At 70.6% G+C, this 18,189-nt stretch carries 17 protein-coding genes; 14 read left to right on the forward strand and 3 right to left on the reverse strand.

All coding sequences use genetic code 11. From position 1 onward, the window contains the following. Positions 1–59: 59 nt before the first annotated feature. From AC4FS2_RS01575 to AC4FS2_RS01625, 11 genes are all read left to right on the forward strand, one after another. Complete coding sequence (locus tag AC4FS2_RS01575) at positions 60–1,109, forward strand: LacI family DNA-binding transcriptional regulator (protein WP_491154104.1); 1,050 nt, start codon at positions 60–62, stop codon at positions 1,107–1,109. Then, positions 1,106–2,050: a carbohydrate ABC transporter permease gene (locus AC4FS2_RS01580; protein WP_491154103.1), complete on the forward strand. Its 945-nt coding sequence runs from the start codon at positions 1,106–1,108 to the stop codon at positions 2,048–2,050. Before AC4FS2_RS01575 ends, AC4FS2_RS01580 begins: the two co-directional genes overlap by 4 nt. Further along, entirely contained in the window at positions 2,047–2,886 is an 840-nt protein-coding gene (locus AC4FS2_RS01585) for a carbohydrate ABC transporter permease (protein ID WP_491154101.1), read from the forward strand. The genes AC4FS2_RS01580 and AC4FS2_RS01585 overlap by 4 nt, the downstream gene beginning before the upstream one ends. A gap of 44 nt (positions 2,887–2,930) precedes the next feature. Beyond that, on the forward strand, positions 2,931–4,223 hold the full coding sequence (locus AC4FS2_RS01590) for an ABC transporter substrate-binding protein (protein ID WP_491154100.1): 1,293 nt from the start codon (positions 2,931–2,933) through the stop codon (positions 4,221–4,223). Between the two features lie 69 nt (positions 4,224–4,292). Then, entirely contained in the window at positions 4,293–5,462 is a 1,170-nt protein-coding gene (locus AC4FS2_RS01595; protein WP_491154098.1) for an ADP-ribosylglycohydrolase family protein, read from the forward strand. Continuing rightward, positions 5,459–6,826 carry an ADP-ribosylglycohydrolase family protein gene (locus AC4FS2_RS01600; protein ID WP_491154097.1) on the forward strand — a complete coding sequence of 456 codons (1,368 nt, stop codon included), beginning with the start codon at positions 5,459–5,461 and terminating at the stop codon, positions 6,824–6,826. The genes AC4FS2_RS01595 and AC4FS2_RS01600 overlap by 4 nt, the downstream gene beginning before the upstream one ends. Next, positions 6,823–7,755, forward strand: coding sequence for a ribokinase (locus AC4FS2_RS01605; protein ID WP_491154095.1), 933 nt, complete (start codon positions 6,823–6,825; stop codon positions 7,753–7,755). Before AC4FS2_RS01600 ends, AC4FS2_RS01605 begins: the two co-directional genes overlap by 4 nt. Then, positions 7,752–9,692 carry an SUMF1/EgtB/PvdO family nonheme iron enzyme gene (locus AC4FS2_RS01610; RefSeq protein ID WP_491154094.1) on the forward strand — a complete coding sequence of 647 codons (1,941 nt, stop codon included), beginning with the start codon at positions 7,752–7,754 and terminating at the stop codon, positions 9,690–9,692. Before AC4FS2_RS01605 ends, AC4FS2_RS01610 begins: the two co-directional genes overlap by 4 nt. Next, a complete protein-coding gene (locus AC4FS2_RS01615) occupies positions 9,689–10,876 on the forward strand; it encodes a CaiB/BaiF CoA transferase family protein (protein ID WP_491154092.1) in 1,188 nt (395 codons plus the stop codon). Before AC4FS2_RS01610 ends, AC4FS2_RS01615 begins: the two co-directional genes overlap by 4 nt. Continuing rightward, positions 10,873–11,727, forward strand: coding sequence for an HpcH/HpaI aldolase/citrate lyase family protein (locus AC4FS2_RS01620; protein WP_491154090.1), 855 nt, complete (start codon positions 10,873–10,875; stop codon positions 11,725–11,727). The genes AC4FS2_RS01615 and AC4FS2_RS01620 overlap by 4 nt, the downstream gene beginning before the upstream one ends. Before the next feature lie 212 nt (positions 11,728–11,939). After that, positions 11,940–12,527 (forward strand): N-acetyltransferase, encoded by a 588-nt coding sequence (locus tag AC4FS2_RS01625; RefSeq protein ID WP_491155682.1) that lies wholly within the window; start codon positions 11,940–11,942, stop codon positions 12,525–12,527. A gap of 169 nt (positions 12,528–12,696) precedes the next feature. On the opposite strand, the gene AC4FS2_RS01630 is transcribed toward AC4FS2_RS01625, so the two are convergent. Both AC4FS2_RS01630 and AC4FS2_RS01635 read right to left on the reverse strand, forming a co-directional pair. Then, positions 12,697–13,416 (reverse strand): hypothetical protein, encoded by a 720-nt coding sequence (locus tag AC4FS2_RS01630; protein WP_491176291.1) that lies wholly within the window; start codon positions 13,414–13,416, stop codon positions 12,697–12,699. Then, positions 13,413–13,808 (reverse strand): hypothetical protein, encoded by a 396-nt coding sequence (locus AC4FS2_RS01635; protein WP_491154087.1) that lies wholly within the window; start codon positions 13,806–13,808, stop codon positions 13,413–13,415. The genes AC4FS2_RS01630 and AC4FS2_RS01635 overlap by 4 nt, the downstream gene beginning before the upstream one ends. Positions 13,809–13,999: 191 nt before the next feature. On the opposite strand from AC4FS2_RS01635, the gene AC4FS2_RS01640 reads away from it, so the two are divergent. Beyond that, the gene (locus AC4FS2_RS01640; RefSeq protein ID WP_491154085.1) at positions 14,000–14,659 is read left to right on the forward strand and encodes a response regulator transcription factor; all 660 of its coding nucleotides are present in this window, start codon (positions 14,000–14,002) and stop codon (positions 14,657–14,659) included. A 41-nt stretch (positions 14,660–14,700) separates the two neighbouring features. Continuing rightward, entirely contained in the window at positions 14,701–16,686 is a 1,986-nt protein-coding gene (locus tag AC4FS2_RS01645; protein ID WP_491154084.1) for a sensor histidine kinase, read from the forward strand. Positions 16,687–16,741: 55 nt separating this feature from the next. Here the strand turns inward: AC4FS2_RS01645 and AC4FS2_RS01650 are convergent, their stop codons facing one another. Continuing rightward, the gene (locus AC4FS2_RS01650) at positions 16,742–17,410 is read right to left on the reverse strand and encodes an arsenate reductase/protein-tyrosine-phosphatase family protein (protein ID WP_491154082.1); all 669 of its coding nucleotides are present in this window, start codon (positions 17,408–17,410) and stop codon (positions 16,742–16,744) included. Positions 17,411–17,460: 50 nt separating this feature from the next. Between AC4FS2_RS01650 and AC4FS2_RS01655 the strand changes: the two genes are divergently transcribed. Further along, positions 17,461–18,189 carry an aquaporin gene (locus tag AC4FS2_RS01655; protein ID WP_491154081.1) on the forward strand — a complete coding sequence of 243 codons (729 nt, stop codon included), beginning with the start codon at positions 17,461–17,463 and terminating at the stop codon, positions 18,187–18,189.

An 18,189-nucleotide genomic window follows, 5' to 3' on the forward strand; every position in this document is an offset into this window, starting at 1 on the left:
ACCAGTGAGAACGTTTACAGGAGGGAGCTGGAATCGTTTACACCGCTCGAAGGGGAGCCATGGCACGCGTCACGATCACGCAGGTCGCCGCCCGCGCGGGTGTCTCCGTCGCGAGCGCGTCGCGGGCCTTGAACGGGCTGATTGCCAGCGCCGAGACGGTGTCGAAGGTGCGGGGCGCCGCGCGTGAGCTCGGCTATGTCGCCGACGCGACCGCGCAGTCGCTCAAGCGGGGACGCACCCTGCAGCTGGGGTACGCCGTCGCCGACATCGGCAACCCGGTGTACGTCGAGATGATGGCCGCGATCGAGCAGGTCGTCTCGGCCTCCGGATATCGGCTCCTGCTGTCGTCGACCGGCACCGCCTCGTCGTCCGTCGACGTCGTCCGCGATCTCGGCCGCGGCTACGTCGACGGCATGATCCTCTCGCCCCTCCGCGTCACCGACGAACTGCTCGCCGCGCTCGCGGCGGCTCCTATTCCGCTCGTGGTGCTCGGGCGCATCCCCGACTCCGCCGGTTTCGACACCGTGCGGGCCGACTCCCGCACGGCGATGCGCCTTGTCGTCGACCACCTCGTCGCGCAAGGACGGCGCACGATCGCGTTCATCAACGGCCCGGCCGACACGACGCCCGGTGGCATGCGCCGGGAGGGTTTCATCGCGGCGGCGGCGAACCACCGCGACCTGCGCACCCAGCACATCGACGCATCCGACTTCACCATCGCGGCGGGGTACGACGCGGCGGTTCCGCTCCTGGACCGCTACGACCGGCCCGCGGCGGTGGTCGCTGCGAACGACCTCATCGGCGTCGGCGTCCTCCGCGCCGCCGAAGACCTCGGCCTGACCGTTCCCACCGATCTCGCCGTCACCGGGGTGGACGACACCGAACTCGCCGAGGTCGTGCGGCCGGGACTCACGAGCGTTGATCTGGGCGCGAAAGAGCGCGGGCGCGTGGCCGCCGAGATGCTGCTCGCGCGCATCGCCGAACCGGCTCGGCCGGCGCACACGGTCACCGTGCCCCCATCGCTGGTCGTCCGCGGTTCGTCGTCGGCGTCCGCACCCTCCGCGTTACGCCGACCTGAGCTCATCGATGAAGAGAAGGCCCACGGATGACCACGCTTGAGAAGACGAAGAAGTCCTCGCCGCCGCCACGCGTCCGGCAGATCGGGCCGCGCGCCCGCGCCCAGCGCAAAGAGGCCATCGCCCTGGTGGCGCCCGCACTCCTGCCGATCATCATCTTCTCCGTGATCCCGCTCGTCAGCGGTGTCGCCCTCGGATTCACGGATGCGACGCTCGCGCGCAACGCCGAGATCAACTTCATCGGCCTGGGCAACTTCATCGACCTCGCGGGCAACCGGCGCTTCTGGGAGTCCTTCGGCATCGGCATCGTGTGGGCAGGGTCCGTGGCGCTCCTCACCCTGGCCAGCGCAATGGGGCTTGCCCTGCTGCTCAACACCAACCTGCGACTGAAGGGTCTCACCCGGGTGCTCGCGCTCATCCCGTGGGCGATGCCGCCGGTGGTCATCGCGATCGTCTGGCGCATGATCTACAACCCCAATTCCGGACCCCTCAACGGCGTGCTCAGCTGGCTCGGCATCCCCGGTATCAACTGGCTCGGCGACTTCTCGACGGCGCTGCCGGCGGTCATCGTCGTGGGCGTGTGGGCCGGCATCCCGCAGACCACCGTGCTGCTCCTGGCCGGAATGCAGTCCATCGCGCCTGAGCAGCACGAGGCGGCCGCCGTCGACGGCGCCGGTGCCGTGCGCCGCTTCTGGCACGTCACGCTGCCGGCCCTGCGGCCCGTCATCATCGCGGTCACGGCGCTCGATTTCATCTGGCAGTTCAACTCGTTCGGCCTCATCTACGTGCTCACCGAGGGCGGTCCGGGCGGTCGCACGATGATCCCGCCGCTGTTCACTTACCTCGAGGCGTTCCGCAACCGCGAGATCGGGTACGCCTCCGCGATGGGCAACGTCTTGGTCGTGGCGATCCTGGTGATCCTCTCGCTCTATCTGATCAATCAGTTCCGGCAGAACAAGGCGGTCAGCAAATGACCACGAAACGCCCCCTCTACGCCACCGTGCTGATGTACCTCGCGCTGGCGGGGTACCTGATCTTCCTCGGCTTCCCGCTGCTGTGGCTGCTGTCGGCATCGTTCAAGTCGACGCAGGAGCTCAACTCCCTCGCGGTGAACCTCATCCCGCAGCAGTGGGACTTCAGCAACTACGCCTCGGCGCTGGAGCGGCAGAACCTCCTCACCGCCGCGGGCAACTCCATCATCGTCGCGGTCGTGACGATGATCATCTCGGTGCTGCTCTCGATGCCGATGGCATATGCCCTCGCGCGGCTGAAGGGAAAGCTGCGCGCCGCCGGCACGGTGTGGATCCTCGTCAGCCAGGTGTTCCCGACGATCCTCATCATCATTCCGCTCTTCCTGGTGCTCCGGAGCCTGCAGCTGAACGACACCCTGTTCGGCCTCATCCTCGTCTACGTCACCTTCACGATGCCGTTCACGCTGTGGATGCTGCAGGGCTATGTCGCCGCGATCCCGCCCGACCTCGAGGAAGCCGCCGAGATGGATGGCGCGGGGCGTTTCACGATCCTCCGCACCGTCATCCTGCCGCTGCTTGCCCCGGGCCTCGTTGCCACCGCGATGTTCACGTTCGTCTCGGCCTGGAACGAGTTCTTCCTCGCGCTCGTCCTCATCCAGAGCCCGGAGCTGTACACCCTGCCGATCGCGCTGCGCTCGTTCCTCGGCGCCGAGGGGCAGACGCAACTGGGACCCCTGGCGGCCGGCGCGATCCTCGCGACGATCCCGTCGCTCATCATCTTCGGGATCCTGCAGAAGAAACTCACCGGCGGCATGCTCGCCGGTGCCGTCAAGGGCTGACCCTCCCGAGACGAAGAACCAAGAGAAAGAGAAAGGCGATCATCATGAGAAGAATCCGGGGCATCGGCGCCGTCGCATTCGCGGGCGTCGCAGCCATCGCGCTGGCGGGCTGCCAGCAGGGCAGCGCCAACAACGACGGCGGGGGAGACGGCGACGCCGTCACGCTGCAGTTCCAGTCGCTGTCGGACCAGCCGGCGACCCAGGCGGCGATCAAGGAGATCGTCGACGCCTGGAACGCCGAGAACGACGACGTTCAGGTCAAGATCGTCCAGGCCGGGTGGGACGGCATCTACGACAAGCTCATCACCCAGTTCACCGGCGGCACGGCCCCCGACATCATCCACTTCGACGCGAGCTCGATCGTCTCGTTCGCGGCGGACGGGTACCTGGCGGACCTCAGCGACCTCATCGACCCGGAGTTGAAGTCCGATGTCTCCGAGAGCATCTGGGATTCCGTGACCCACGACGACCAGATCGTCGCGTACCCCTCGACGCTGCAGTCGTACATGGCGTTCGCGAACACCGACCTGCTCACGGCGGCGGGCGTGGAGGTCCCGACCGGCGACACGATGACGTGGGATGAGCTGCAGGAGATCGCCCAGGCGACCACCACCGGTGACCAGTACGGTCTCGGCTGGGGCCTCGGTTCCCCGACCGCCACGATCATGAGCCTGTCGCTCGGTTTCGACGGCGGGTACTTCCAGGGCGAAGGCGACGAGGCCACGATCGAGGTGGGCGACGATGAGCTCGCGGTGGCCGAACGCATCCATGAGATGGCATACACCGACAAGTCGATAGAGCCGACCTCGCTGACCCAGTCCGGCTCGGACGTGCTGCCGTCTTTCTACGGCGGCAAGGTCGCCATGACTGTGCAGGGTTCCTTCCAGGCGACGAACATCGCCAACGACGCCCCCGAGGGCTTCAACTGGGTCGCCCTGCCGCCGCTCGAGGGCTCGGCCGGTGCGCTCCAGGCCGGACCCCCGCAGACGTATTCGGTGAACGTCGACTCGGAGTACGTGGAGGAGTCGGCAGACTTCCTCAACTACTTCATGAGCGGTGAGAACCTGGGGAAGATCGCCTTCGCCGACGCGCTGATCCCGTCGTCGGGTGCGGCGCGCGCCGAGGTCGAGACGCTCGCCGGTGACGACCAGGCGTGGAAGCAGGTGCTCGCCTCCGGTGAGGGTCTGGTCGGTCCGCCGTTTCTGAAGGTGTCGAAGTACGCCGAATGGAAGGACACGATCGCGACGCCCGCCTTCCAGCAGTACCTGGCCGACCAGATCAGCAGCGAGGAGCTCGCACAGCAGCTCACCGACGGCTGGGCTGACGTCGCCGGTTGATGACCTCACGGGGGTGGATCGATCGATCCACCCCCGTGACACCGACGCTTGAACGAAATGAGGGAATGCATGGACGTGTTGCACGATCGGGTGTCGGCGGTGCTGGCGGGTGCCGCCGTGGGCGATGCGCTCGGCGGGGCGACCGAGGGCTGGACGCCCGAACAGATCGAGGAGCGGCACGGCGGACGTGTCGAGGGGATCGTCGGTCCGTTCCTGCCCGACTGGCGCACGGCGAGGCCCATCGCGCCGTACCACAAGGGCGATGGGCACGTGACGGATGACACCCTCATGACGCACGCGCTCATCGAGGTGTACGCGAAGCAGCGGCGCCACCTCGACGCCTACGACGTCGCGAGCGACCTCGTCCCCCTCATGATCGGCGAACGCCGCTGGATCCCCGAGCTGGAGGACGAGGCGCTCATCCTCCAGCGCGTCTTCCTGGCCGAGAAGTGGCTCGTCATGAAGCTGCACTACGGCCACGCCGACCCGCGCGAAGCGGGCGTCGGCAACGTCGTGAACTGCGGCGCCACGATGTACATGGCACCCGTCGGGCTCGTCCACATCGGCGACCCGCGTGGCGCTTACGCCGAGGCGATCGACATCACCGGCGCGCACCAGTGGTCGTACGGTCGCGAGGCGGCAGGCGTGTTCGCCGCCGCGGTCGCCGCGTCCGCCGCCCCCGGCGCCACCGTCGCCGACGTGCGCCGCGCGGTGCTCGATGTCGCCCACGACGGCACTGCCGCCGCCATCCGCGCCGTCTTCGACGCCGTCGACGCTTTCCTCGCAGCCGGCGGGTCGGACGACCCGCGCGAGCTCGGCCGCATCATCCGGCGGGCGGTCGCACCCTTCGACACGGTGGGGGAGCAGTACCGGTCGCCGGCGATGGACGCTCGGCTTCCGTCACGTACGAAGGCGATCGAGGAGCTTCCCGTCGCCCTCGGCTTCGTGGTGGCGCACGACGGCGACTTCCGCGCCGCGGTGCTGGATGCGGTCAACTACGGCCGCGACGCCGACTCGATCGCGACGATGGCCGGCGCCATCTGCGGTGGCCTGCGCGGCAGCGCCGCCGTCCCGAGCGAGTGGGTGAGCGGGGTCACCACCGCGAGCCGCCTCGACCTCGACGGCGTCGTCACGGCGATGGTCGACGTGGTCCGTGACGTCGCGCGCGCCGACGCGGAGCGCGCGGCCGCGCGCTCCGCGGCGCTGTCGACCCTGCTGGCGCCGGAGGCCGTGGCGTGAGGCTGACGTGGGCACAGCCGGAAGACCTCGTTCCCGCCGAGTTCGCGGCGTTGCGGGAACAGGGTGTGAGCGAGGACGAGCTCCTGCCGATCGAACGCCGGTGGGCCGCGGCCGGTGGCGCCACCCGGCTAGCCCCGTCGGGCGCAAGCGCAACGCCGGCGCCCGCGGCGCAGCGCGAACTGGCGCGGAACATCCTCGACGAACTGGAGGGGCTGCAGCGCCCGAGCGCGGATGAACCCGACGGGTGGGACGCGATCGAAGCGCTCCTGCCGCCCGCGCCGGGCGCGGCCGCCGGCGGAGCCACGTTCGAGCGCGTCCACGGGGCGTGGCTCGGGCGGGCGGCGGGGTGCCTGCTCGGCAAACCCGTCGAGAAGATCCCGCGCGAGGGGATCGAGGAGATCGCCCGCGCGACCGGTAACTGGCCGATCCACGGCTACTTCACCGCCCGGGGTCTGCCCGCCGAGGTCGCCGAGCGGTGGCCCTGGAACCGGCGCTCCGCGCCGACCTCCCTCGTCGAGAACATCGCCGGGATGCCGGAGGACGACGACCTGAACTTCCCGATCCTGGCCCTCGAACTGCTCGAGCAGCACGGCGCGGGCCTGCAGACCGACCACGTCGCCGAGGCGTGGCTCGCCGCCCTGCCCGCGGGCCGGGTCTTCACGGCCGAGCGCGCCGCGTACCGCAACATCCTCGACGCGCGCCCCGTGCCCGAGACCGCGACCCACCACAACCCCTTCCGGGAGTGGATCGGCGCGGTCATCCGCGCCGACGTGCACGGGTGGGCCCACCCCGGCGACGTGCGGGGCGCTGCCCGCTCGGCGTGGATCGACGCACGGCTGAGTCACACGCGAAACGGCCTCTACGGCGAGATGTGGGCCGCCGCCCTGTGCGCGGCATCCCTCGTCGCAGACACCCCCGACGCCGTCCTGGATGCCGCGGACGCGGTCGTCCCGCCCGCCTCGCGCCTTGCGCACGCCGTGCGGTTCGGGCGCGAGACCGGTCGTGCGCTCGCCGACGGCCGTCTGAGCACGGCGGATGCGCTCGACGCCCTGCACGCCGAATACGCCGGCATGCACTGGGTGCACACCCTCAACAACGCCGCCCTCATCGCGTGCGCGCTGCAGGCCCACGGCCGCGACTTCGGCGCCGCCGTCGCGCTCGCCGTTTCCGGGGGCTGGGACACCGACTCGGGCGGCGCGACCGTCGGCTCGGTCGTCGGCGGCCTGGTCGGCGCGAACGGCATCGGCGCCGCGTGGACGTCGCCCCTGCAGGACCGGATCGCCACCTCCCTGCCCGGCGGTGCACACCGCTCCATTCGTGAGCTCGCCGAGCGCACGCGCGGGCTGTGGGAGGTGTCGTCGTGAGCGTCGTCGTCGTCGGCAGCATCAACCAGGACGTCGTCGCCCGCGTCGCCCGCATCCCGGCGCCGGGCGAGACGCTGCTGGCCTCGTCGCTCGTGCGCACCGGCGGTGGCAAGGGGGCCAACCAGGCCGTCGGCGCCCGTCGCGCCGGTGGCGCCGCGGTCGCGTTCGTCGGAGCGGTGGGCACCGACGCCGAGGGGGAGACGCTGCGGGCTGCGCTCGTGGCCGACGGCATCGACGTCTCCGGCCTGGTCCGGGTCGAGGACGTGACCGGCACCGCGCTCATCTCCGTCGACGCCTCCGGCGAGAACGCCATCGTCGTCGCCGCCGGTGCCAACGCGGCCCGAGAGACGCTGACCGACGTGCAGCGCGAGGTCGTCGCGGGGGCCACGGTCCTCCTGACCCAGCTGGAGATCCCGGTGCCGCTCGTCCAGGATGCGGCGGCGTCCCGTGCCGCCGGTGCGTGGCACGTCCTGAACGCGGCTCCTTCGGCGCCCTTCGCGTCGGCGCGCGACGCACTGCTGGCCGCGACCGACGTGCTCGTGGTGAACGAGCACGAAGCCCTCGAGGTGGCAGGAACCCACGAACTGGACGCGGCCATCGCCGCACTCGCACCGGCCGTGCGCGCGCTCGTGATCACCCTCGGCCGCCGCGGGTGCCTCGTCGTCTGCGGCGACGAGCAGGCGGAGGTTCCCGCGCACGTGGTGACGGCCGTGGACACCACCGGCGCCGGCGACACCTTCTGCGGAGTCTTGGCCGCGGCCCTCGCCGCGTCCGGACGGCGCCCCGACACCGTCGACGTCGCTCTACTCGTCGACGCCGCGCGGGCCGGGGCCGCCGCATCCGCCCTCGCCGTCACGCGCCCCGGTGCGCAGGACGCGGTGCCGACCACCGGCGAGGTCGCCGCCTTCCTGAAGGAGAACCTGACGTGAGCGGTGGATTCGACCCCCTCGTCCCCCGCGAGATCGACCGGCCGACGCCGGTTCCGCTCGACGTCGACGTCACCGCGGGCGATGCGGCGACCCACCTCGACGACGCGAAGATCTTCATCGCCCCGACCGATCCCGCCGACCTCGACGCGTGGCGCGCGCAGCTGACCGCGTGGCGCGAGGGCGCCCGTGCCCGCCACGGCGCGCCGACCCGGTACGACGACCCCGCATCCGCATGGGCGAGCCGCTGCTTCACGGTGGCGCAGGTGTGGCTGTGGGACGAGCTCTTCTTCGACTTCGAGGCGCAGCGGTTCACACCCGAACGCTTCCTCGACGACGCGCAGCGCCGGTTCGGTGGCCTGGACGGCATCGTGCTGTGGCACGCCTATCCCGTCATCGGCATCGACGACCGCAACCAGTGGGACTTCTACGCCGTCCCGGGGCTGGCCGAAGCCGCCGACGCGCTGCACGGCGCGGGAGTCGCGGTGTTCGTGGACTACAACCCGTGGGACGTCGGCACGCGCCGGGACGGCGACGACGCCACCGAGCTCGCCGCGACCGTCCGGCGGCTCGGCGCGGACGGCGTCTTCCTCGACACGCTGAGGAAAGCCGACCCCGACCTCGTCGCCGCGCTCGACGTCGCGCGCCCGGGCATCGGGCTCGAGGGGGAATCGAAGCTCGCCACCGAGCGGATCGCCGACCACACGCTGTCGTGGGCGCAGTGGTTCGCCGATTCCGAGGTGCCGGGCGTCCTCCGGGCCCGCTGGTTCGAGCGCCGCCACATGCAGCACCACATCCGCCGCTGGCACCGCGACCACGCCGAGGAGCTGCGCTCGGCGTGGCTGAACGGCGTCGGCATCATGGTGTGGGAGGTCGTCTTCGGCGCGTGGGTCGGGTGGAACGACCGCGACGCGGCGACGCTCCGCCGCATGCTGCCCGTGCAACGGGGCATGCACCGCTGGCTCGTCGAGGGGGAGTGGACGCCTCTCGCGGTGCACGACGCGCCCGTCTTCGGGTCGGCCTTCGAGCTCGACGGTGTGACCCTGCTGTGCCTGGTCAACACCTCTGACGCCGACGTCGTGCACGAGCTTCCCGGCGACGGGCGGTACATCCCGCTGCACGAAACCGGCGACGGGGTCTCGTCGGTGACGGTGCCGGCCGGCGGCATCGGGGCCGTCATGAGGCTTCCGGCGGATGCCGCGGTCCCGGCGCTCGTCGACGAGGTGAGCGCCGCGCTCCTCGCCGAGCCTCCCGTGGCGGACGCGTCTTTCCCGCACCGCCGGGCGCGACGACTGCCCGCGCCCGCGTGGACGGCACCTGTCGGGGGCGAGGCCGAGGCGGCCCCCACCGTGACCGTCGCCGCCGGCACGCATGTGCTGACGGTGCGGTTCCGCGCCCGCGAGACCGGCATGTACGAGGGTGCGCCGTACGTCGACGAGTGGAAGCCGTTGCCCCCGCGCCTGCACGACCAGCGCACGCTTGAGCGCGTCGCCGAGCTGCCGCATCCCGTCCGGGTCGCCGCCGCCGAAGTGAGCGAGGCGGAGTACGCCCGCTTCCTCGACTCGCTCGGCGAACACACCGACGCGCGCGATCCTCAGCTCCCCGCAACCGGCATGACCTTCGCCCGCGCCCGCGAGTACGCGGCATGGGTCGGCGGTCGGCTTCCGATGGAGGACGAGTGGCAGCTCGCCGCGTCCGACCCCTCCTTCCGGCGCCGGGAACCGGAGGTGTGGAACTGGACCGAGTCGGAGCACTCCGACGGTCGCACCCGGTTCGTCATGCTCAAGGGCGGCAGCGCGCACCGCAGCGACGGATCCGACTGGTACTTCGACGGCGGCGTGCAGACGCCGGAGTTCGCCGCCAAGCTGCTGCTGCCGGGGCTGGGACAGGACGCGTCGCCCTCGATCGGATTGCGGGTCTGCTGGGAGGACCGCACATGACCCCCCTCGACGGGCTCCGCGTGATCGACGCATCCACTCTGTTCGCCGGCCCCATGGCGGCCATGCACCTCGGCGACATGGGTGCCGAGGTCATCAAGGTGGAGCATCCGACCCGCCCCGACCCGGCCCGCGGGCACGGCCCGAGCAAGAACGGTCAGAACCTCTGGTGGAAGACGCTCGGGCGCAACAAACGCACCGTCGCGATCGACCTGCACACCGACGACGGGCGTGACGCGTTCCTCCGCCTCGCCCGCACCGCCGACGTCGTCATCGAGAACTTCCGCCCCGGGACGCTCGAGCGGTGGGGCCTCGGGTACGAGGAGCTGTCGGCCGAGAACCCCGGTCTGGTGCTGGCCCGCGTGACCGGCTTCGGGCAGATCGGGCCGTACCGCAGCCGGCCGGGCTTCGGCACGCTCGCCGAGGCGATGAGCGGGTTCGCCGCCGCCACGGGCGAGCCCGACGGACCGCCGACCCTCCCGCCCTTCGGACTCGCTGACGGCATCGCGTCGCTCGCGACCGCCTACGCGATCATGACCGCGCTGCACGCCCGTGGACGCGACGGCCGCGGGCAGGTGGTCGACGTGGCGATCATCGAGCCGATCCTCGCGATGCTCGGCCCGCAGATCACGCGGTGGGATCAGCTCGGCTCTGTTCAGCCGCGCACCGGCAACCGCTCCACCAACAACGCGCCCCGCAACACCTACCGCACGGCCGACGGCTCCTGGGTCGCCGTCTCCACCAGTGCGCAGTCGATCGCCGAGCGCGTGATGGCCCTCGTAGGCCGCCCCGACCTCGCGGCCGAGCCGTGGTTCGCCAGCGGGGCGAGCCGGGCCGAGCACGCCGACGAGCTCGACGACGCGGTCGGCGGCTGGATCGCGCAGCACACGCGCGACGAGGTGGTGTCCGCGTTCGAACAGGCGCAGGCCGCCGTCGCGCCCGTGTACGACCCGTCCGACATCGTCGCCGACCCGCAGTTCCAGGCACTCGGGACGATCCACCGCATCCACGACCCCGACCTCGGCGACATGGCCATGCAGGGACCGCTGTTCCGCCTGTCGCGCGATGAGGCGACGATCGCATTCTCCGGACGCGCGCACGCCGCCGACACCGACGAGGTGCTGGAGTCGCTCGGCTACACCGCGGACGACATCACGCGCATGCGTGCGGAAGGATCGATCGCATGACCCGCCGCATCCTCGTCGCCCTCTATGCGCCCGCCGACCGTCCGGAGCGCTTCGGCAAGGCCCTCGAGGCGGGGGCGGATGCGGTCATCGTCGACCTCGAGGACGCGGTGACGCTCTCGCGCAAGGCGCAGGCGCGAGCCGCGCTCGCCGACTTCGCCGCCGCCTGGACCGAACGCGGGGAGCACGCCCCCGCCGTGCAGGTGCGCATCAACGCACGAGGCGCTGCCGCCCACGAGGAGGATCTCGCCGCCGTCACGGACCTGCCCGCATCCTTCGGCATCCGGCTCCCGAAGACCGAGTCGGCCGACGACGTCGCCGCGATCCGCTCCGCCCTGCCGGGCCGTGAGGTGCACGCGCTGCTCGAATCCGCGCTATCCATCGAGCGGGCGTTCGACATCGCGGGAGCCGGGGTGTCTTCCATCGCGGCGGGAGAGGCCGACCTGCGCGCCGAGCTCGGCGTTCCCGCGGGGCCGGCCGGCGAACCGGGCCTCGCCTGGTCGCGGGGGCGCATCGTCAACGCCGCCGCGGCAGCGGGCCTGCCGCTGCCCCTCATGGCCGTGTGGGCAGACGTCGCCGACCTCGACGGCCTCGAGCAGAGCTGTCGCGCCGGACGCGCGCTCGGGTACGCCGGGCGCACCGCCGTCCACCCCCGTCAGATCGAGGTCATCCGCCGGGTCTTCACGCCGGATGCCGACGAGGTCGCTCGCGCCCAGCGCATCGTCGACCGCGTGGCGGCGGCCGCCGCCGACGGCACCGGCGCGTTCGTGCTCGAGGACGGCACGTTCATCGATGTGGCGATGGTGAAAGCGGCCGAACGCGTGCTCGCCGCATCCGATCACCCTCGCGTCTGAGCCCTTCGCAGGATCGGGTGACGGCACCCCTGGGGCGCCGCTTGCTCGCAGCCATGGCGGGTCCACCGAGCAACGTCGAGTTCGTTCGGCGCGGGGATCCGCGGGATCCGCGGGGATCCCCCACAACGGGGCCGCCCTGAGCCGCGGTGCCGCGACCGCGCGGGGAGCCCCTGTCCGGCGTCCCCCGCAGTCGGCACACTAAGAGCGTGACCATGACGACGTCGCACGTGATCAAGCCGCTCACGCCGGAAACCTTCCCGGCGTGGCTCGCGCTCGCCGAGAAGCACAACGGGGTGTGGGGCGGGTGCTACTGCTCGTATTTCCACGGCGACACGGAGGAGACCATCAAGAGCGAGTACGACGGGCCGACGTTCAAGCAGCGACTCGTCGCGGAGGGCGTCGCGCACGCCGCGCTGGTCTTCGACGGCGACGCCGCGATCGCGTGGTGCCAATACGGCAGTCCGGCCGAGCTGCCGGGAATCTACCACCGCAAGCAATATGACGCCGGCGAGACGAATCCGGCACCGTGGCGCATCACCTGCTTCTTCGTCGACCGCGACCACAGGCGGTCGGGAGTGGCACGGGAGGCGCTGGATGGTGCGCTCGAGCTGATCGCGCGAGCCGGCGGCGGGGAGGTGGTCTCGTTCCCCAACGAGCTGGCCCCGGGAAAGAGGACGTCATCGTCGTTCCTGCACAACGGCACGAGGGCGATGTTCGAGAAGGCCGGCTTCACCTTCGAGCGTCACATCGGCAAGAGCAAGACCGTGATGCGCAAGACGGTGCATCCCGCCACCGGCTGACACGCCTCCATCCGATTCGCCCCCGGCGACGACGAGCCGGTACCCCGGCGGCACGCGTAGGTCGTCATCGTCCCAGCGGCGTTGAGCATGTGGAGCTTCCCGTGGGCGATGCGCCGGAGATCCGTCCCGAAGCGCAGTACGCGCTCGTGCACCGCCAGGCGCGGAACAGTCAGCGCCGGACGACGTCGGCTGCTCGATCGCTCGGTCGGGCGGTCAGGGGCGGGAGGTCCCATTCCTCGTCTGGCGTGCGGAGAACGCGAAGCGCGAGGAACGCCATCCCCGCGGCCGTCAGCGACCACGCCACCAGATCCAGCCAGTTGTTCGCGAGCATGACCGCGGTCAGGTGCAGCGGTTGCGACACCGCCAGGAGCAGGGCCATGGTCCTCGGCATCAGCCGAGAGCGGAAGCAGAGAACGCCCAGGAGGACGGTGCCCAGGATGTGCCCGACGAGGAACGCGACGAAGAAGACGGTGGGGGGCGTGAGCGCGCCGACGCCATCGTAGATCGCCGAGACCGTGGCGGGGTCGATAGCGAGGCGGGCTCCGGCGATCGCGATGGCGTCGAGGGCGGCCAGCCCCGCGAGGCCCAGATAGCCCGGGATCAGGAGGGCCCCGACCCAGGTGGCGAGCACCGGCTGATAACGCCGCACGAGATGCACCGCGGCATACGCCCCGGGGACCAGGGTGAAGGTCGCGACAGCGCCGAGCGCGAGGATCACATCGAACCGGACGGGATCTGCGGCCGCCGCGGCTGCTGCCGGGTCGAACGGGATGATGAATCGAAGCAGCGCGACCGCGAGCGGTCCGACCGGCATCAATACGGCGGCTGCAATCCGGCCGAACCGTCGCGTGTCCCGTGGCGCACGCCTGGCGCCTACCGTGGCGCTCACGAGCGCTGCCCCCTCAGGAGGAGCAGGACGATCGCGGCCACCGTGACGATGACGGTGGCCGCTGCCGCGAGAACAGCCGCCGTCGGAACATCCGGCACGAAGAAGGCGGGGACTGCCGTCAGCGCCGACAGCGCCCGTAGCGCAGCGATCACCCAGATCGACCACCGTGAACCGCGCCAGGCGAACGGGACGAGCACCGCGGTGCCGACTCCGAGCACGAGCACACTGACGGCGACCTCGGGCGGAAGGAAGGAGCCCGGAGCGAGTTGGACCACACCGCCGACGATGTCGACGAGGGCCAACGCGGCCGAGATCGCGACGCCCACACGCGTCACGGCGGGGGCGGTCTTTCGAGCGGTGTGTGACGCCGGTGCGTCGAGGTTCCTGGTCATGGTCGTGCTTCCTTACCGTCGTGGCCGATACCGGCGGCGGTGTGCGCCGGTCGCGATCGACTCTCCTCTGCGCCGTGCCGGGCCGGATGGGGCGGCACCCGTCATTCGCTCGGTGGCGACCGGGAAAATGTCCCGGTCAGGTTGGGGGTCTGCCCCTAACGCCGCCGCCGCGCCGCCGCGATACTCGACTCATGGCGGCTGGGGAGACGGACGGCACAACGATCGGGGTACTGATCGCCGATGATCACCCGATGGTGCGTCGCGGGCTCCAGTCGTTGCTCGCCACGCTCCCCGGGATCGATGTCGTCGGCGAGGCGGGCAACGGACACGAGGTGATGCGGCAGGCAGCGCTGTCCAGACCCGATGTCGTCGTGATGGATCTGCGGATGCCGGATCTGGACGGCGTCGAGACGACGCGACGGCTCATCCGCGATCATCCGTCTGTCGCCGTCCTGGTCCTCACGATGTTCGACGAGGACGCGCTCATCTCGGAGGCTCTGAACGCCGGCGCGCGCGGGTACCTGTTGAAAGGCGCCGAACAGAACGAGATCGAGCGGGCCATCCGGGCCGTCGCGGCAGGCGACGCGATCTTCAGCTCAACCGTCGCCGACCGCGTTCTAGGGAGGATCGCGGCGCCGCCGGTGTCCGCGCTTCCCCCGCTGACTCCGCGGGAAGGCCAGGTTCTGGAGCTGATCGCCGCGGGCTTGGCGAACGACGTGATCGCCGATCGCCTCCACCTCGCGCCCAAGACCGTCGGCAACCACATCTCGGCGATCTTCTTGAAGCTCGGAGTGGCCACCCGGAGTGAGGCGATCGTCCTCGCGCGAGATGCCGGTTTGGGCCGGCAGTGACGGCGCCCGCGGCTCCGGGCAGGGCGGCGTCTGGCGGCCGGATGCTCCACAGGCCGATCCTGATCGCAATATTGGCGCTGTGGGCGTGTCTCACCGTCGCCGTCGTCGTCCTTGCCGTCATGGTGCGGGCGACATGGGCCGACGTCGTCTCCAGCTACATGCTCACCAACCTCAGCTTCAGTGTCGGTTTCGTCTTGTCGGGAGCGGCGATCGCGTGGTTTCGACCAGGGAACGCGGTGGGCTGGATCTTCCTCGTGTGCGGCTTGGGTCACCTACTGACGCCGGCATGCGGTCTCGGCGCCATCTTCGGCGCGGACGCGGGCTGGTCGGTGTGGTTCACCAGGTCGCTGGGCACCTGCTCCACTGCTGGCTGGTTGGTCGGGATAGTGGGGCTCTTCCCACTCGCCCTGCTGCTGTTTCCCGACGGTCGGTTGCCCTCGCCTCGGTGGGCGCCGCTGGCGTGGCTGATCGTGGTCTACACGGTCTTCCAGGTCGTCACGTGGGTGCTCGGCGACGAGGGCCCGTCGCCGGCGCGCGCCACGACATCCATCCTCTCGATCGGTCTCGTTCAGCCTGAGCCGCTCATCATCACCGCCAGTATCGTGGGCCTGGGTGTCCTCGTCGCGGCGGTTGCGTCACTGATCGTGCGCTACGTCCGCGGCGATGAGACCATCCGCCGGCAACTGCTCTGGGTCATCCTCGCGGTCGTGATCATGGTGGTCATCAACTCGCAGCGCTGGCTCACCGGCGACGGGCCGGTACTGCTGTTGCTGACGTTCGGCCTCGTTCCCGTTTCCATCGCAATCGCGATCGTGCGATACGGGCTGCTCGACATCCGTCTGGTGGTGTCGCGCACGCTCCTCTACGTCGTTGCCGTCGGTGCCCTGATCGCCGTATACGCAGGTATCGTCGCGGCGCTTTCCGCGGTGGTACCCACAGACGCGGACCGCACGGTCTCCGTCGTCGCCGCCATCGTGGTGGCGCTCGGGTTCAACCCGCTCCGCCTTGCGCTTCGCCGGATCATCGACCGCGCCTTCTACGGCACGCGCTCGGATCCTGCGAGCACCGCGGGGCGTGTCGGGGAGGGGCTGGGTAACGCGGAGAATCTCGGCGACGTGATCGAGCGTGCGCGGATCGCCCTGCGCCTTCCTTACCTCGCGTTGACAACGGTCGACGGTGAGCGTCGAGCCGCGTCGGGCGAGCTGGACGGGGGAGAGCAGGCGGAGGTCGCGTTGCGCTATCGCGGATCCGAGGTCGGCCACCTCGTTGCCGGACTGCGTCGGGGTGAACGCGTGCTGCACGACGATGATCGCCTCTCGCTGGAGCTCATCGCCTCCCCGCTCGCGGTGGCCGTACACGCCTCGACGTTGGCGGAGCAGGTGCAGGCATCCAGAACCGCGGTCATCGAGGCGCGCGAGGAGGAGCGGGTGCGTCTTCAGCGGGAGCTGCACGACGGCCTCGGCCCGATTCTGACGAGCGCCGCTCTGCAGGCGGACGCGACATCGAACGTGCTGCTCTCGGATCCTCCCGCCGCCGAGCAGCTACTGGCGGACGTCCGCTCCGATATCCGTCAGGCGCTGAACGACGTCCGCCGCGTGGTGTACGGCCTGCGTCCGATCGAGCTGGACGAACTCGGACTGATCGGAGCTCTCGAGCAGCGCACGCGACAGCCCATCGCGGTCGGCGATCGCACCGTGCGGTTCTCCGTCGAGGGTGGGGAGCTCCCGCCCCTCAGCCCCGCCGTGGAGCTCGCCGCCTTCCGTATCGCGATGGAAGGGGTATCGAACGTGCTTCGGCACTCGGATGCCACGCGCTGCATCATCTCCGTCGGCACGGTCGGCGACACCCTCGAGCTCGCCGTCGCGGACAATGGCTCACAGAGCGCCGGCTGGATAGCGGGGGTGGGCCTGCGGTCGATCGTCGATCGCGCAGAGGAGCTGGGTGGATCAGCAACCGGCGGCCCCACGCCCGAAGGCTGGCGGATCCGCACGACGGTGCCGCTGGCGGTGCCTCCGTCGGATCGATGAACTGAAGCCAGTTTCGCGATCCCGTCTCCACCGAGGACCACCCGCCTTCGGCGTGCTAAGCGGCGGAGATCTGCGGGGCGAGGGTGTCGATGCGTCGGCGCAGATCGGCGTACGCCACCTCGAACGCCGCGAGGTCGCCAGCCGCGGCGGGGTCGGGGACGGACCAGTGCAGGTCGCTGGTGCCGAGGTGTTCGTGGGCGTTGTCGCAGACCGTGATTCGAAGATCCCCCTCCGCCTCGATCTCAGACAGCAGACGTGGGCGCGCATCGGAGAGGTCGAGGCCATGCTTCGCGGCGACCTTCACCGCGCCGCGTGCGACCGAGGGAGCGGGAACGGTTCCGCCCGATGCTGCGGGAATGGAGCTCCTTTCCCGCCACATGTGTTCGGCGAGCTGCGAGCGCGCGGAGTTGGCGGTGCAGACGAAAACCACTCGGGATGCCGCCAGGTGCGCGTGCGTCCCGAGGTCGGTCAGCTCGCCGGCGTTCAGCTGCACGTAGCTGCGCCGTCGGTCACCCTCAGATCGCGATCGCGTGATCAGCGTCACTGACTCGAGAACCTTGAGGTGATGCGCGAGCAGGTTGGACTCCACCTCGAGCCGGAGCCGCAACTCCCGCGGTGACAGATCGCCGTGCGTGAGCAGGTCGACGATCCGAAGACGCGTGGGGTCGGCGAGCGCCGCGTGGCGCGCGGCGCGGGCCTCGAGGAATGTTCGCTCACTGTTCATTGACTCAATGCTGATTGAGCTAGGGTGTCGCTGTCAAGCTCTGGAGGACCATGAATCACTCGCACCTGATCCGACGCGTCGTCGCTGAGGCGCTCGGCGCGGGTTTCCTCGTCGCGGTCGTCGTCGGCTCCGGCATCGCTGCCTCCCACCTGTCGACGGATCCGGGTATCCAGCTGCTGGCGAACAGCGTGGCGACGGCGATGGGCCTCACGGTGCTGATCCTCGTCCTCGGTCCGCTGTCGGGCGCTCACGTGAATCCGTTGGTCTCGTTCGTTGACGCCGCGCTTGGTCGCCGTGCACGCACCGGGCTGACGACCGCCGAGGCGATCCTGTACGCCGCGGCGCAGCTGACCGGCGCCATCGGGGGAGCGGTGCTCGCGAACCTCATGTTCGAGGTGCCGACTGCGTGGTCGACAACGGAACGCGCCGGTGCGGGTGTCCTGCTCGGTGAGGTCGTCGCCACCGGCGGGCTGATCCTGTTGGTGGTCGGCCTGGCCCGCGGCGGCGCCGGGCTGATTGCCGCGCCGGCGGTCGGCGCGTACATCGGGGCGGCGTACTGGTTCACCAGCTCGACCTCGTTCGCCAACCCGGCCGTCACCGTCGGGCGCATGTTCACCGACACCTTCGCGGGCATCGCCCCGGGTTCCGTTCTCCCGTTCCTCGCCGCCCAGCTGCTCGGCGCCGCCGTTGGTGCGCTGCTCGCCGCCTTCCTGTTTCCCCGCACCCTCGCGGGCCTGCCCGTCGCCGACGACGTCGTCGTTGCGCAGACCCTCTCCTGA

The sequence above is a fragment of the Microbacterium sp. Z10_103 genome (genome assembly GCF_058310455.1).